12 protein-coding genes are annotated in these 13872 nt (G+C 39.7%); 7 read left to right on the top strand and 5 right to left on the bottom strand.

Translation table 11 applies throughout. The features are described 5' to 3' along the window. Positions 1–189: 189 nt before the first annotated feature. From ACQY1Y_RS08505 to ACQY1Y_RS08515, 3 genes are read right to left on the bottom strand one after another with little or no spacing between them, the layout of a single operon-like run. Positions 190–1407, bottom strand: coding sequence for an ABC transporter permease (locus ACQY1Y_RS08505; RefSeq protein WP_430014383.1), 1218 nt, complete (start codon positions 1405–1407; stop codon positions 190–192). 22 nt (positions 1408–1429) lie between these two features. Then, positions 1430–1555, bottom strand: a complete 126-nt coding sequence (locus ACQY1Y_RS08510; RefSeq protein WP_430014384.1) for a hypothetical protein — start codon at positions 1553–1555, stop codon at positions 1430–1432. Positions 1556–1590: 35 nt separating this feature from the next. Further along, entirely contained in the window at positions 1591–3075 is a 1485-nt protein-coding gene (locus tag ACQY1Y_RS08515; protein ID WP_430014385.1) for an efflux RND transporter periplasmic adaptor subunit, read from the bottom strand. Between ACQY1Y_RS08515 and ACQY1Y_RS08520 the strand changes: the two genes are divergently transcribed. The 6 genes from ACQY1Y_RS08520 to ACQY1Y_RS08545 all read left to right on the top strand — a co-directional run bounded on the left by ACQY1Y_RS08520 (position 3017) and on the right by ACQY1Y_RS08545 (position 6809). Continuing rightward, positions 3017–3163 carry a hypothetical protein gene (locus ACQY1Y_RS08520; RefSeq protein ID WP_002740204.1) on the top strand — a complete coding sequence of 49 codons (147 nt, stop codon included), beginning with the start codon at positions 3017–3019 and terminating at the stop codon, positions 3161–3163. The two genes, ACQY1Y_RS08515 and ACQY1Y_RS08520, sit on opposite strands and share 59 nt — an antisense overlap. A 34-nt stretch (positions 3164–3197) precedes the next feature. Beyond that, positions 3198–4079: a tetratricopeptide repeat protein gene (locus tag ACQY1Y_RS08525; RefSeq protein ID WP_430014386.1), complete on the top strand. Its 882-nt coding sequence runs from the start codon at positions 3198–3200 to the stop codon at positions 4077–4079. Positions 4080–4288: 209 nt separating this feature from the next. After that, on the top strand, positions 4289–5056 hold the full coding sequence (locus ACQY1Y_RS08530) for a hypothetical protein (protein ID WP_430014387.1): 768 nt from the start codon (positions 4289–4291) through the stop codon (positions 5054–5056). Further along, a complete protein-coding gene (locus ACQY1Y_RS08535; RefSeq protein WP_430014388.1) occupies positions 5049–5870 on the top strand; it encodes a hypothetical protein in 822 nt (273 codons plus the stop codon). The genes ACQY1Y_RS08530 and ACQY1Y_RS08535 overlap by 8 nt, the downstream gene beginning before the upstream one ends. Before the next feature lie 261 nt (positions 5871–6131). Next, positions 6132–6371 carry an antitoxin gene (locus ACQY1Y_RS08540; protein ID WP_002793069.1) on the top strand — a complete coding sequence of 80 codons (240 nt, stop codon included), beginning with the start codon at positions 6132–6134 and terminating at the stop codon, positions 6369–6371. Positions 6372–6380: 9 nt separating this feature from the next. Beyond that, positions 6381–6809, top strand: coding sequence for a type II toxin-antitoxin system VapC family toxin (locus ACQY1Y_RS08545; RefSeq protein ID WP_430014389.1), 429 nt, complete (start codon positions 6381–6383; stop codon positions 6807–6809). A 4-nt stretch (positions 6810–6813) separates the two neighbouring features. Here ACQY1Y_RS08545 and ACQY1Y_RS08550 read toward each other — a convergent pair whose 3' ends face one another. Then, positions 6814–7080 carry a hypothetical protein gene (locus ACQY1Y_RS08550; protein WP_103111475.1) on the bottom strand — a complete coding sequence of 89 codons (267 nt, stop codon included), beginning with the start codon at positions 7078–7080 and terminating at the stop codon, positions 6814–6816. Between the two features lie 240 nt (positions 7081–7320). Then, positions 7321–9417, bottom strand: a complete 2097-nt coding sequence (locus ACQY1Y_RS08555; RefSeq protein ID WP_103111476.1) for a caspase family protein — start codon at positions 9415–9417, stop codon at positions 7321–7323. A gap of 534 nt (positions 9418–9951) precedes the next feature. Between ACQY1Y_RS08555 and ACQY1Y_RS08560 the strand changes: the two genes are divergently transcribed. Next, positions 9952–13725 (top strand): CHAT domain-containing protein, encoded by a 3774-nt coding sequence (locus tag ACQY1Y_RS08560; protein WP_430014390.1) that lies wholly within the window; start codon positions 9952–9954, stop codon positions 13723–13725. The last annotated feature ends 147 nt before the right edge of the window (positions 13726–13872 follow it).

Consider the following 13872-nt stretch of genomic DNA (forward strand, 5'->3'; position numbering starts at 1 on the left):
TTGTTGTTAGGGTTAGGAGTCAGTAGCCAGTAGTCAGGAGTCAGGAGAATTAAGAATAAATAATAATCAATTAAATGGTCTATTTACAGATTTAAGGAAACGTTAAAAAATTAAGCTAAGGCGCATTTTAACCGCCTATCCTGAGATTAGCTGAATCTCCCCCAATCCCTTTACTAATGCGCGGGCAGCTTATACACTTCTGAGGGCGACAATCGGCTCCAATTTAGAGGCACGATAGGCGGGAAAAACGCCGAAAAAGAGACCAATACCCGTGGAAACGCTCAAAGACAGGGCGACGGCGGTGGCGGAAACAGTGGCAGCCAGGGGGGAGAAACTGGAGACAAGAACGATCGCTCCCGCACCGACGAGAATACCAAGCGCACCGCCAGCGATGGAAACGAGAGTTGATTCAATCAGGAATTGTAAGAGAATATCCTGTTCTCTGGCTCCGATCGCTTTTCTTAGTCCGATTTCCCCAGTTCTTTCCGAAACCGAAACGAGCATAATATTCATTACCCCGATACCACCGACAATCAGGGAAATACCAGCGATTAAAGCCAAAAGTAGGGTTAGACCCTGGGTAATCGTGCCGAAGATTTCGATCATCTGTTTAGCAGTTTCGACGCGAAAATCATCCTCAGCGACGATTTTATGGCGTAAACGCAGAAGATTCTGGATTTGGAACTTAGCGGCCCGGATTTCCTCCCCCGATCGCGCGGTGAGACTAATCCAACTCAACTCGACACCGTAGGCAGAGGTTTTGCCCACCAGTTGCGAGTTCATGGTGCTAAGGGGAATAATCAGCATTTCATCCTGATTATTGCCAAAAAAGGAGCCTTTCGCCTCTAAAATCCCGATCACCTCAAAACTGAGATTTTTGATCCGCAGCTGTTGACCGAGGGGATTTTGGGTGGGGAAAAGTTGCGCTACCACTTCACGGCCGATTACCGTTACTCGTTTGTTGCGGGCTAGATCGATATTATTGATAAAACGACCTTTTTCTAGGGTAAAATTGCGAACAGAAGCGTATTCTGGGGTGCTTCCCGTCACTAGAGCCGTCATGTTGCGATTACGATAGGAAATCAAGAAACGAGCGTTTATTTCTGGGGCGACTTCGGCGACGGTGGGAACCTGTTCGGCGATCGCTTGAGCATCAGCTAAAACCAGGGTTTTCGGTAAATTAACGGTGGTATTGCGTGCTTGTCGCGACCCCGGCACCACAAAAATGGTATTGGGTCCCAAGTTAGCAAACTGGTCATTGGCTAAGGTTTGCGCCCCTTGGCCAATACCGATCATGGCCACCACCGAAGCGTTACCGATGATAATTCCTAACATGGTCAGGCCGCTACGCACTTTATTGGCCCCTAGGGTAGCGACGGCCATTTTTAAACTTTCGATGATAAACATATCAGTTATCAGTTATCAGTTATCAGTTAGATAGTTGTAGGGTTTTGGGGTTTTGGGGTATTAGTTGAATTCCCCCATTTCCCCATTCCCCCATTCCCCCATTTCCCCATTCCCCCATTCCCCCATTTCCCGAATCCTGACCTAGCATAAAAAAGACAATTTAGGAATACTTGTTAAAGAAAATTATTGAGATTTTTGATTAGTTTTTGAGGTATCTTCAGCCCCTTCGGGGAGATCGATAAAGACCTTTTCTCCAACTTCCAAACCTGATAAAATTTGAGTTTTATCGTCTAAGACCAAACCGATCGAAACGGGTTTAAAACTGGGTTTATTTGCGGCATCGGGAACTAAAACCCCTGACTTGCCTTCCCGGGTGACAATGGCGACAGTCGGCACGACCAGAGCATTATCTAACTGCTGGCCGACAAAAGTTACATCTACATTCATTTTTGATTTGAGTTTGTCCCGTCCCGTTACCAAACCGATTCTGACCTCAAAAGAAGTAACATTATTCTCGATAATTGCTTCGGGAGCCACAAGAATAACTCGACCTTCAAAGACTTCTTCAGGAAAAGCATCGGCGACAATTCGCACTGGTTGGCCGCGCTGCAATAAACCCACATCTACTTCCGGCACTTTAGCAATCACTTCCAATCCCGATGCCAAGGCGATAATCGAGGTGGAAGTGGCGGAAGCGGTACTAGAGGCCGAAGTGGTGGGAGTGACAAAAGAACCCTCAGTGGCGTATTTTTGGGTGACGATGCCATCAAAGGGAGCAGTAATAACCGTATCGCGGTATTGAATCTTAATTTGCTCTAAACTGGCCCTAGCAGCTGCTACAGATGATTCTAGTCGAGCCAGCTCGGTTTCTTGGGTTTTTTGGCGTTGTTCGAGGGCAAATTTCGCTTCTGCGATCGCTGCTGCCGCTCGGATCATTTCCTGTTCAATTCCGGCTACTTCTGGGGAAGCGGTTTTATCCGCTTGTTCCAAACGGCGGATCGATTCGTCTAAATTGGCTTTAGCGTTGAGATATTCATTGAGGACAGCATCAAATTGGTCTTGAGCGATCGCCCCTTCCCGGACTAAATTTTCATTGCGTTTAACCCGATTTTCTGCTAGTCGAAACCGGGATTGGGCCGCTTGTACCTGAGCTTGCAGCTGGTCTAAATCTTTCGGAATTCTTTCTTTGGCCTGAGCTAAACGCGCTTCTAATTGCTTATAACTGGCCTGGGCCTGATAAAATCGGGCTTGTAATTGCCGGATATCTTCCGGAATACTGCGTTTAGCCTGTTCCAGACTGGCTAGAGCTTCCCGTAGATGCGCTTCTGACTGCATTCCTTGGGCATATACCTCTAAATTATCCATGACGGCGAGGGTTTGTCCCTTTTTAACGATCATGCCCTGATCTACCAATAATCGCACTAATCGGCCAGGGTTTTTCGGGCTAATGTTGACACTTTGGATTGGTTCCACCCTACCACTAGCTTTAATTTCCACAGCGAGGGTTTCCCGTTGAGCAGGAACGGTCATTTCCGCCAATTCTACGCCAGGAGGAGGAGTTTGCAACAAACGATAAGAAACCACTCCCACCGCCAGAAAACTACTAGCCATGAGTCCGAATATCCAAAATAGGGGGCGATTTGATTTTCCCAACACGGTTATTGCCATCGATCAGCCAAAAGTTAATTGGTTATATACTAACGTCTCTAGAGTTGCCTTTGTTGTTTCTTTAGCCAACAACTCCCAAGCGAGATAGACTGATTAAAAAAGGCCTATCCCAGGGGTAAACTGTGCCAAAACTTCGATTAATCATTTCTTTGCTCATTTTTTTCGTCGCTGGCAGCCCGCCAGCTTTTTCCCAAGCGCTACTCCCCTACGCCATCGAACCGGAGTTAGAACAGATGGAACAAGCGGGAATTGAAATGGCTGAGGATGCTATCCAATTAGCTCGTTTTCGCCGTACCGATGCAGCCCTCGGACGGGCTAGGTTAGCGGTGCAGTTGGCCCCCCATCTCTATCAAACTTGGTTTATTCTCGGTAGTTTATATCTGCAAGACGATCAGGTACAACCCGGTATCGAGGCATTAAATCAATCTTTGTCCCTTGCTCCCGCCGATGCCCACGCTAATATTAAATTTTCTCTCGGTAGTGCTTATTTTCAGAATCAAGATTACCAGTCTGCTATTGCCCAGATTGAAGCGGGTTTGCAAATTAAACCCGATGTCTCCCCCGCTCTTTTTGATCTCGGTAATTCCTATCTCAAGTTAGCACAATATCCTGATGCGATCGCAGCTTACGAAAAGGCTGTTAGTCAAGATAAAGATTTTTGGCCGGCTATTAATAATATTGGTTTAGTTAAATACGAACAGGGTGATAAGGAAGCCGCTCTTAAAGATTGGCGGGCCGCTTTGAAAATTGATCCTAAACAGCCGGAACCTCAGTTAGCTATTGCGGTGGCTATTTATAGTCAAGGAAAAACTGAGGAGGGCATCAAATTAGCTCAGGCCGCTCTCACTAGCGATAGTCGTTATGTCAGTCTGGAATTTTTAGGGGAAAATCTCTGGGGTCAACGTCTTCTGCAAGATACGGAGAAAATGTTTAATCATCCCCAAATGAAAGATTTTATCGCTCGTTTGCCACAACCAACCCCAGAAGCGGAGGAAGAAAATTAAGCTGATAGCAGCAAGCATTAAGATAACCCCTTAGTTAATTGGCTAGGAATTCTTGAGGCTTGCTCTAACTAATTAGGGCTGGCTGAATATCGGTAGCAGCTTTGCTAAAAAATGGTTTTGGGACTTTATTAGCAAAACAACAAATTTTTTGCCGCAAACCCCACATACAGTACAATTATTACAGTTAAGGGTTTGAAAGGCCTAGGATGATGGCAAAGCAATCAAGGGCAATTGCGGTGACAGAACATGATAATAAATGTCCTGAATGTCTGCACTTGGAGATTTCGGGAGAACCCGTTGCGCCTGAGTCGAAGGGACTTTTTTCGCTTTTGAAAAAGTCTGAACCAGAGGCGTTTTCCCTATCGGTGCGGATTATTTTTAATCAGCAGTGGCTTGATTTTCGCTTTGGACGGGTTAAGTTTGGTTTGCGGGGGGGAGAGTTACGCTTAAAACTGGAGAATGGCCAAATGCCTTCTGAGTTGAGAAATGAAGCGTTGAAAAAGATTTTAGCAAGGGAATTAGAGATTGAACGTCAGTTAGGAGGAGAACAGGAAAGCAAGTCTCAACTAGAAGGCTCTATAACTCCTGATTTATCGAAAGCAAACTTAAAGGGAGTTAGAGAAAAGCGTCAAAAAGAGTCCCAGGGGGATAAGTTTCAGCTTAAAATAGCGCAAATTAGTCACAAGGGAGCAAATAATCAGCCTGTGTGGGTGTTCGAGAATAGGACAGGTGAGCCTGTTTTGATTGGGGAATTAGCGGATTCCCTGGGTAAAATGTTAATTGCGGGTGTTCCCTGGAGCGTTGAAGCGACATTTACTCATGAAATGCGTCAGGTTGTGATTACGGGTTTAGAAAATTTATTTAGAGATGATATTTCTGGACACAAATTAAACGTATTTGAGTTAGCAGTAGCTAAGTTATTTTTAAAGCATAAAACCCAACCCTATCTAAGTCGTCAGGTATTACGTTATGAGTGATGCAGATTTTATTCGAGAAGTTGAAGAACTGTACCTGCGTCTTGCTAATGCAGATACAGATGATCTGGTTGAGTTAGCTAAACTTGCGGGTTTAGACCCTAAAACAGATTTAGCCGACTCTGTTTGGGTTCCCTATCCCAGCTTTGGGGAATTTCGCCAGAACACCTTAGCGGCGGCGGTGCTGACAGATTATCTAGAAGAGCATGGGATAGAGGTAGATGCTGCGGCGGCTGATAATGCTCAAGTGGTACTACCCAAGCTAGGTAAACTAGAAGCTGTATTGATTCCTCAAGACTCTGGTGAAGAAATGTTAGATTTAAGCCAAATTAGGGTCGAAATTGACCTAAATCCGGCAACTCTAGCCTATATTTTAATCGAGTTAGGGGAAGGAGGAGCTTGGTTAACTGGGGTTCTGTTGAGTTCGGACCTGCGTCAGGATTTCCCAGAAGGCGGTGCGGTGTCCTTGGCGATGAGGAAACCTATATCGGCGCTGTGGGAGGCTTACCGTCGGTGGGAAAACTGTCAGCAAATCATGGCGCAGTATATCGATAAACAAGGCTGGTCAGTGGAACAGCGATCGGAGGTAATCACAGTGTTAAACTGGGTATTGGACTATCGGCAGGACTATGAGCGTCCGACGCTATTAGGGGACTTTTTAGCAGAGAAGGCCAACGAGAATCATGAGAATTTTAAACCCTTAGTCTCGCGTCCGGAAGGGGTAAAGGAAGCAACGCCTGAGCCGTCTTCAGAGGGTGCGGTGGACTGGCTAGAGGTGGCGATGGATTTGCTTGATGAATTGGGAAAATGTATTTAAAAATAATAATATCAGAATGTAGGGTGCGTTGGGGGTACGGGCGAAGCATTCGGATAGGAAATCTAGGGTTTCAGTAATAGGTTATTGTCCGAATGCTTCGCCCCTACTCAATCATCTAACAATCCGTCGTAACGCACCACATCTATCATTAATTTAACTACTACTTGGTGCGTTACGCTATCGAAGGGCGCACCCTACTAATACTGTTCCCTGTTCCCTGTTATAAAATAGTAAGGTGATCATTAACAAAGAGGTCAACAGATGCAAAACTTACGTCAGGTTTCTTTACTAACAAGTGGACAAGAGCAAGTCTTAACTATTCCTCCTGAACTTGCCTTATCAAGCACAGAGGTTTTGTTACGCAAAGAAGGTCATCGCTTAATCATTGAGCCGATTTCTTCCGGTTCTCTAATTTCTTTGCTGACTACTTTGCCAGACATTACAGACAATTTTCCTGATATAGATGAAGGGTTGCTTCCCCTTGATGACATTACATTTTAGTACCACCCAATGACCTATCAATATCTGCTTGATACTAACATCCTATCACATTTGATCAGGTATCCCCAAGGTCAGGTTTTCCAGCATATTGTGGATGTGGGCGAAGAAAGCGTTTGTACGAGCATCATTGTGGCGTGTGAATTAAGATTTGGAGTGGTTAAAAGTGGTTCCTACCGTCTGGTACAGCAACTAGAACGCATCCTTGAGTTCTTGACAGTTTTGCCATTAGAATCAACTGTAGATAAGCACTATGCCCTAATTCGTAAACATTTGGAGCAAGCAGGAACCCCAATCGGTCCAAATGATTTACTGATTGCTGCTCATTCTCTAGCGCTTGATCTGACTCTTGTTACCGCAAATACTCGTGAATTTGAGCGTGTGCCTGCTTTGAAGTTAGAGAATTGGTTGATTGATTCTGTAATAATTTTGGGGGGATAATTTGTCATAAATGATCTTGCTGATGGTGGTTTTGGATATATTCTGCCACTACTTTTTTGCGGTTTTCTCGCAATGATAAATCAGGTGGAGCATTTTCTAAAAGATGCTGAGGATGACCTCCCCGGCGTTGTAATAAAGTTTTACGCGGTTTTAAGCTTTGCCAATGTTCGTAAATGAGTTTTTTCAGAAGTTCTTCTGAGCTAATATTCTCTTCGGAAATGATGTCTGCTAGATAGTTCTCGGTTTCTCGATCTAGATTAATCGATAACATTGTTACTTCATGGGATAAATCAATATCTTTGATTATAGCTTAAAATCCATGATCGCACTCACCCCCCATCCCCAATTGAGTTTGCTAGAGAAAAATTCGGGGTACGGGCGAAGCATTCGGATAGGAAATCTAGGGTTTCAGTAATAGGTTATTGTCCGAATGCTTCGCCCCTACTCAATCATCTAACAATCCGTCGTAACGCACCACATCTATCATTAATTTAACTTTAATATCTAATCTTTAATCCCTAATCACCGTCACTTTTTTTTGTGTTGTTATCCATTTTTGACTAGGATAATTAGCCGGTTTTAAATTACGAATAGAGCTACCATTTTCATTAATAGTAGTTAGTAATACTTCCAAGGGGTTTTTAGCTTCTTCTAAATTTCTCAATTGCTTAGAAAAATGTGGCTGATCTAAACAAGGTAATTCTAACCAACGAAAATTAGTCGGATCAATAGTCGCAAAAGCTTTAATAATATCTACACCTTGCTTAAATCCTTCAGGAAGACTGGTTTGAAGTGTAATAATATCTTCTTGTCCTGGTTCAAATTCTTCAAATGAGCTAACTTCATCAGATGGATATATTTGAGAAATACTCCAATCTGGCTGTAAGACTAATAGAGTAACATTGAGACGTTTCGATGAATTATTTTTAATCCTCACAATAAACTGTTCATTAACCTTTATGTTTAACATATCACAAGGATTATGTAAGTCAGGACGGATTCCTGGTTGAAAATCGGGAGGAATTTCAAATAAATCGACTTGTAAAGCTTTTTTTAAAGGATTGAGTGAATCATAATTATTCAGTTCGTAAATTCCTTGATATTTTGCTAAGTGAATGAGACGATTAATGAGGGTAGTCGTAGCATTATGATCATTAAACTTTAGAACAGGTCTTAGATTAATTTTTTCTGTTCCTGAGTCCCAGATTTCATATTCTCCTGATTGATTGATAACTATTTGATAATGAGCATTTTCATTCTGTAAAACTAAATCTAACCAATTGGTTTCAGCTATTTTTTGATTAATCGTTTCTAAAAATGGTTTGAAATTGATACTTGAAAAATGGTAAGATTCTAAAAAAAGTAAGCGAACTTTTCGGACTAGGCTAATAGAGTTAGGATTGAGAAGAACCGCTTGATCTCCCTGAGTGATTTGTCTTAGCTGTTGTGGTTGCTCAGATAGAGGCTTAATTATAGCCCAAGAGGATGTTGCTCCCAAACTGGTAATATCAGCGATCGCTAATCGTTTTTCAATGTTAGTAAAATCTGTTCCTGACGGATAAACAGCTAACTGAGAACCCTGAACTAACCCATGTACTTGTCCCCCATTAATTTTAATTTGTTGTTGTTCCTCCTTCACCTCCATTATGGTAACAGCTTGATGTATAGGTCGTTTTTCATATCCAAATACTAAGCGGGTTCCCTCGCCAAATAACATCGGTGTTTGTTTGGAAAACTGGCTGTTAATTTTTGCTAAAAGATAGTCATAAAGAACTTTGTAGGTTAACTCTGGATTGGGATGATCTAAAAACTTTAATAACCAATAAGTCAAGACTCCATTACGTTTATTTTCCTCAAAGGTATACTCATAAGCAGACTCAGAGGGACGACAAGCTGCAAGTAAAACATATCCCTTTGCATCAGGTAACATTCCACCATTGACGGCAAGGTTTCGGGTAGGTGTTGGGCTGAGTTTTTGCCAAGCGGTGATTAATTCTTCTCTAGACGCAACTAAACTCTCACTGGATCGAATGGTCGTATCAATTGCGTTAATTCCTCGAATTTCTGTTTGATTTCCTCTAGTAGCCCCTCCTGAATGACAGCAATCTAGGACAAGTGTAACAATAAGTTGGCGATTGACTAAATTTTCCAGTAGAAAAGCTAGTTCAATATCCCGAATGTATCGGGTGTTAGGATTGCCAATATTAGTAGGCACTAGAGCTTCATCAATACCATCTTTTCCTTTAACCTCTGGATAGAGGGTAGTGGCGCGTCCTCCATGTCCTGAGTAGTGAATATAGACGCTGTCCCCCTGTTGTGCTATGTTAGCAAGCTGCTGAAATTTGGCTACTATATTTTCATAAGTGGGTAACTGTTCTGGTGGTTCAATAGGGTTATTGAATGTGTCCTGAGAAGCAGTAAGCTTGAGTATATTGTCAGACGGTAGTTTAAGTTTGTGTTGAAGAAACGCTTCTACCTGATTAATATCTCGGACACATCCTTTTAAGTTCTGATATGAGCTTCCATCTGGGAGTTGATTGGGCGGATAGTGGTCAATTCCGATAAGTAGCCCATATAATTGTGGAGATTTTTGTCTTGAATCTGTCATAGTAAGGTTTGCAAGGCTCTCTTGGTCTTTAGCAATTATAAAATCAAATCTTGACAGAGGGACAGGCTGTTTAAGATATTTACGTCACAGGCTTTTTGGATCATGGAGCATTCGATCAAAAAAGTTCGGTAAGGGTCAGGTCCTACAAAAATCAAAAATCAGTCAAGCCCATGCTGTGTAATAATTTGGTTTAATTATAGCAAAATCCTCCTTCTCTGGAAATTCGCATGATCGAAACGCTGAAAGTTTTAATTTTCGTGCTTATTGGGAAGGAAACTGTGAATTTGGCAAGTTCTGAGATTTTATAAGCCCCTCTGTGACTGTTTGAGGCATCTGAATCCTTACAGGTCGAGGTAGCTCCTTGACAATTTTGGAGAAGTTGAATATAATAGCATCCACATAATGGCTCTCTTGGGTTTTGTCTGTAAAATGTATCATTTTAATAGATTTTGAGAGGAAGCCAGATTTTTCTGGTGGCTAAAAAGCCTTTTCTAATTCAACACTACTGACGGATTAAATCCGTTACATAAAAAAATGATTCCTAAGTTTTGGTCAAATATAGGTGGAATTATTGGGATAGCTGTATGTGGGCTGATCTCGATTTTTGCTCAAAGTTTTTCAATATCTCATGCCATTTTGTTGGTAGCTGGGATTTTAGTTTTTATTGTTCATTCTGTTGAACTCATCCCAAGATTTAGAGAGGTTGTTCTAACAAAAAAAATAAATAGCTTACTTAATTTATCATCAATTTTTAATTTAGGGTTGATTCCCTTTTCTCTTCTCTTATGTTACTATCAAATCATAGGCTGGTTATCTCGAAATTGGTATGATATTTATACTGGATTCCATGGGAATTATTCTATTCTGATAATGATGAGTGTCCCATTTGTTGTTTTACAGGTGCTTGTTTACTTATATATAGGTATGTTTGAAGCCAAAGGGGAGTTTCATTGGTCAAGAGGTGAATATCTGCAAGCCCTTAAAGTGACCAACAGTAACATTGAGCGGTGTAAGTGGGTTTATGGCCAAAAGCATTATAATACATCGACATTTATTTTTAACTTAGCTACTGTTTATCAAGAAATTGGAGAACAAGATAGTATAGATGTAAGGAGATTAGAAGAAGCCTTGAATAATTATACTAAAAGTAGTTTAGGTTATCGTAAAGATATATTAAAATTCTTATTATATATAGAAAAAAGATTGGATTTAGCTAATTTTTATATTTTGAGAAATAATGAATTGTATGGAAAACAGTATTTAGAAGAAACACTTCATGTGGTTCAGAAAGCATCTAACAATAAATGGTTGTCTCTCTTTGTTAAATTCGCTGTTATTTCGAGCTTAATTGGTCATTATATAACCCTTAATAATATAGATGATTGTCTAAGATTGATCTTCAACAAAGAAACAATAAAAGTTGAAAATGAGATTGAAGAAACTTTAACGCACTCCAAAAATAATTTATTAAAAAATATTTTATGCAATCCTTTTATAATGAGTTTTAAGGAAATAATTATAGCTTTAACATTAATTCTTCCATGTATTTACCCTTATCTAGATGAGAATGGAACTATTAGCGAACTATATATGTTGATCGTTCTTATACCAACTTTCCTACTTGTTCATATTCTTAATTGTTACTGGGATATAGCATATTTTGAATATCGTTTGAAAGTTCAGTTATTTTCACAATTTTTGAGTTGGATACAATTCAAAAATAACTTGGCTTCTATCGGAGAAAATGCTTCATTAATTGAGAAACAATATCAAAAAATTTCTAGATTTATACAAAAAATATCTAAAACTAAATTATTGTTTTCAGAGGCAATTAAAACCGTTATTCTTGCTGAATTGTATGTAATAATAGCTGAGTTAAAATTGAATCAAATTTCACATATTAATTTGTCTTTTCATGTTGCAGATGGAATGATTTATCCATCAAAAAAAATAGCCGAATTTTATCAAGAAGCCATAGAAAACTATGATAAAGCTCTCAGTTTTTATGAAAAAATTAATCACTCAAATATTGCCGAATTAAACATCAATTTATTTGGTGAGCCGAGCAAGCTTTCTGACAGCAAAATGATTTTCAAAAAACAACAATCTATGTCAGAAAGATATCGTACAGGCTACGCCGAATGTCTTATAAACAAAGCTCTAGCTTATGCAGAGTTACAGGGTCTTAATGAGGCAGAACCAATAATTACTGCAAACTTTTCTAAAGCAAAGGATGTGTTAGAAATATCAACTAAAACTAGCTCTATAGATAGTTATTATTTTCAGTCTCGATTATCTTTATATGCTCAAGCCTTAAATAAATTAGGTTGGCTCTACTATGGTTTAAAAAGGTATGAAGATGCAGAAATTAAATATCAAGCAGCAGAGGAAATCTGTAACAATTTAGTTTCAATATTCTCTTTCGATTCGTTTTTATCGCCTAAATATTTGCTTGTTTTAAATCAAACATGGCTAGAAATAACGAAAGGCAATGCAGCTGTAGCTCTTAACAAGCTTAAAGAGAGTCAACAAAAGTTTGAGCAACTTGCTTGGCTAATGATTTCTATAAGTAATGAGAGAGTAAGGCTAGATTGTTGGATTCCGGTTCTTAAAGGTTGTGTATATCTTAGATTTAGTATTATCAATCGTTTTTTGCTTGGAGATATCTCAGAGATTAAGACACTCTTTGAAATTATTTTACAGGCTAAAGGAATCAGTGCAGAAATTCTAGCAACTCAGAAAGATAAACTTTTAGAAAAGAAATATTCAAGATTGCAGTCCCAACTTAAGCAACTTAGATTACTCCGCAAACAAATTGCTCATAAAGAAATTAATGGTCTTGCACCATTAGAAACTATAGCTGATTTTGAGAAGACTTTAGAGCTATCTTATCAAGAAAAAGAAAAATTAGAACAACAGTTAGCTGTTGAGATTCCAGAGTTAAATTTAAAATTAAAACTCAAAAATGTAACTTTAACAACAATTAGCAAAGCTCTTCCCAAAAATTATGCTTTGGTTGAATTTACCGTGTTATATGATTCAATAGAAGCGAAGGAAGTCAGAGAAGAATATTCTGATAATCCTCAAATGCTTTTAGAATATCAACCCTACTTTCGTTATGTAGCGTTTGTTTTATCATCGGAAAATCCTGAGAATGTTCAGATGATTGAAATAGGAGGAAGAGATCGAATTAACAAGATGATTGCCAACTTTAGGTCTTCAATTATAGGAGAATATGAAGAACGTAACTTAGAGGTTATTTCTTCTCAAAAAAACGATAAGAAAAAGCAAAATAGCAGAGAAAGTGGAATTGCTTTGCGTAAAGCTGTCTTTGATCCTTTAGTAAAAAATCTTGGAGATTGTCAACATATATTTATCTCACCTGATGGAGACCTAATGCGCTTACCTTTTGAAATTTTACCAACAGATAATGGTCAACGATTAATTGACAATTATTCTATTAGTTATCTAAGTTCGAGTAAAGATATTCTGCGTTTTGGCTTTAAAACTGATAGACAAGCCACAGATGCAATCGTCATAGCTGATCCAGACTTTGATTATGGTCTAGGTCAACATTCATTGGCAATAGATAAAGAACTAAATTCTTCTGGAAGACAATCTCGTGATTTGGATTTAGAGAAGCTAGAATTTAAAAGACTAGATGGAACTCGTCAAGAAGGAATTGAAATTGCTTCTTTGCTAGGTGTAGAGCCTTGGTTAGCAGAAAAAGCAGTCAAAGAAAAACTAGAATCTATTACCTCTCCCCTAATTTTACATATTGCAACTCATGGTTTTTTTGTAGAAGATCAACCAGAAACATTTCATCAAGAACAATTATTGAGTGCAGGTAAATCGCCAATTACTCAACAAGAAAATCCTTTATTACGTTCAGGTTTAGCCTTTGCAGGAGCAAATTGGAAACAGAAACAGTTTCGTCCTCCTTCAGAAGTTGGCAATGGAATTCTAACGGCTGAGGAAGTTTCTAACCTAGACCTTTCAGAAACAGAATTAGTGGTTCTTTCTGCTTGTGAAACAGGGTTAGGAGATGTTCAGACAGGAGAAGGAGTTTTTGGGTTGAGACGAGCCTTTGTCTTAGCAGGAGCAAAAACACTGGTCATGAGTCTCTGGAAAGTTCCCGATCAACAGACACAAGAATTAATGACAGAATTTTATCGTCGTCTGTTGTGGGGTGAAGGACGTGGAGAAGCTTTACGCAATGCTCAGTTAGAAATGAGAAAAAAATATCCTGATCCTTATTATTGGGGTGCTTTTATCTGTCAAGGCGAAATCAGTTCTATTTTGCGTTAAATGTCTATACCTAAACTTTTCTCATATAAATATACTGGTGAATTCACACAGCTAAAATAGTGTAATAGATAAGCTCAACTAAGGAGATCAATCATGGGAAGAGGTAGGCGAGATAAAGTTCATCTGACAGTCGAACAAAGACAAAAC

It is taken from the genome of Microcystis ichthyoblabe FBCC-A1114 (genome assembly GCF_050500245.1).
Classification (GTDB): Bacteria; Cyanobacteriota; Cyanobacteriia; order Cyanobacteriales; family Microcystaceae; genus Microcystis; species Microcystis ichthyoblabe_A.